The organism is Gammaproteobacteria bacterium (assembly GCA_003696665.1).
Classification (GTDB): Bacteria; Pseudomonadota; Gammaproteobacteria; order Enterobacterales.
Map to the genome: position 1 here is coordinate 1 of RFGJ01000245.1, position 2,049 is coordinate 2,049.

The 2,049-nt window shown below is 47.3% G+C and carries 4 protein-coding genes; all 4 read left to right on the forward strand.

The features are described 5' to 3' along the window. On the forward strand, positions 1–309 hold a 309-nt coding region (locus tag D6694_06865), incomplete at its 5' end, for a hypothetical protein (protein RMH43550.1). 86 nt (positions 310–395) lie between these two features. Next, positions 396–707 (forward strand): hypothetical protein, encoded by a 312-nt coding sequence (locus tag D6694_06870; GenBank protein RMH43551.1) that lies wholly within the window; start codon positions 396–398, stop codon positions 705–707. Positions 708–734: 27 nt separating this feature from the next. Continuing rightward, positions 735–1,259: a hypothetical protein gene (locus D6694_06875; GenBank protein ID RMH43552.1), complete on the forward strand. Its 525-nt coding sequence runs from the start codon at positions 735–737 to the stop codon at positions 1,257–1,259. Positions 1,260–1,798: 539 nt separating this feature from the next. Continuing rightward, positions 1,799–2,049: hypothetical protein (locus D6694_06880; GenBank protein RMH43553.1), on the forward strand; the 251-nt coding region annotated here is incomplete at its 3' end.

Here is a 2,049-nt window from a genome sequence, read left to right on the forward strand (position 1 = left end):
GGCTTTTTGTGGTCCGTAGGATTTGGTGAGGTGTCGGATCTCGATGTCCATGATGACCTTCCGTTTTGTTCGATCCAAAACGAGGGGCGGACTGAGAAGCGCAAAGGATTCGATGACCGCCCTTTCGGAAAATCCGGGCCAAAATTAGAAACCTCGTCGAGCGGGGCCAAAAGAACGATGTTAAGGAACTTCAAATGTGGTGACCGTGGGCGGCACCTTACAGCCATCCTGCCTGGCAAAGCAGTGTGGGAAGGAGGTGCTTCCGGCTCGCAGGTTGTGAATCCATCGTCTATCGTCTTTTTGCAGTAGACTCAGGACTATTTTCCCAAAGCATTTCATAATGGGTATTATTTGCAATACGTCTGCATCTCTTTAAATTTGGCTTAGGCGCAAACGTGCGTGCGGCCCTCTACGCCGATTCCTTGACATGGCAGTACGAATACGTCGCACGGGACCACCTCGGCAACAGCCGCGTGCTGTTTGGCGACCGCAACGGCAGCGGACGCATCGAGTTGCAAGGCGAGCATCGGGAACAGGCTGTAGTGCGAGGCGCTCAACCCTGCACGCTCAACTCTCAACCAGAAAAAACTGCGTCCTCACTGCGTGTTCTGCGTCTGCAAACCGCGGTTTTGAAAAAAGCAACCCAGAAACCCAATCAAGTCAGATTGCTCACAAAAGGCATTCAACATGAACCACCGGGACTATAAAAATATGCGACAAAAATGAAAGGAGAGATGGTGAATGCATCGGTTTTGCTTTGTTTGTTTTTTTTGCAAACAGCCACACATTGTCAGGCTCAACCTGTTTTTAGGTTTAGTTTTGATGAGTACAGCTATTTTGTAGGAAACCAACCAATATATATTTGTGAAATAATAATTGAAAATACCGCCGACAGTGAATATGTTTTTTGGCTTGATACTGCCAATATTTCTGGTTACAGCAATAAAGATATGATAAACTCATACTTTCGTCAAAGGAAGGGGGATTTTAGTTTTTATGATTTGATGACAGAAAATTTGTTGAACAATAAACCTTCCATATTATTTGGAACATTCTTGAAAAAAATGGGAAAGCGAGAAAGATTTGTCATTAGAGTTATTGGCCATAAATCGCTCATAAATGTGTGTAAATACTTCATCAGAGATCATTTTGCTGCGGTTAAAAAGGAAGAACTCTTTCAATACTTGAAACTTACGGATGTTTTTTTTCCATGGTATGACAAACAAAGCATAGATATAAAAGTAGAGTTTTTACCTTAAAGGAATATTGAATCATCTCCTGTTTTCAATAGAGAAACAGACGACGACGAAAGAGAGGGTAACTCTGTGTTCTATCCCTCTTAAAAGTCGGACAAAGGTAGTGTCCCAAATGGTAGTAATTCCTGTTTCACCTTCAAAAATAGAGGAAGTACAGTAGCCCCCTTGTTCTCATGACTCCCCGGCAATTAGGCACAAGCGCTGCTTATAGCATCGGTGGGATGAGAATGGATAATGTTTCAGAGGGTTTGAGGCTTCGGGAAACCGAAGAACAGATGATTGAGACAGTGCCAAGCCCTGGTGTGGATACGCCGCCAATGGAGACGATGTTCAGGTGGTAATAAAGTTGCGTGACATAGCGTCGTAGCCCGAGGCGCTCAACTCTACACGCTCATCTCTCAACCAGAAAAAACTGCGTGAACCACCGGGGCTATTGTCTTCGACGCGTCGTTCAGCCTGCCAAGTCTGATTGACATCGTTTGCCCGGCCAATGGGGATTGTGCAAACCCTGCCTGCACCGTAAATTTGGCTTACACGCAAACGTGCGTGCGGCCCTCTACGCCGATTCCTTGACATGGCAATACGAATATGTGGCCCGGGACCACCTGGGCAACAGCCGCGTGCTGTTTGCCGACCGCAACGGGAGCGGACGCATCGAGCTGCAGGGCGAGCAGCCCGGCCAGCCGGACTACATCGAAATCATTCAGGAAAACCACTACTACCCGTTCGGCCTGGAAATGACCGGCCCATGGGCGCCCCCGCAGACGCAACCGGCCAACCCCTACCGCTACAA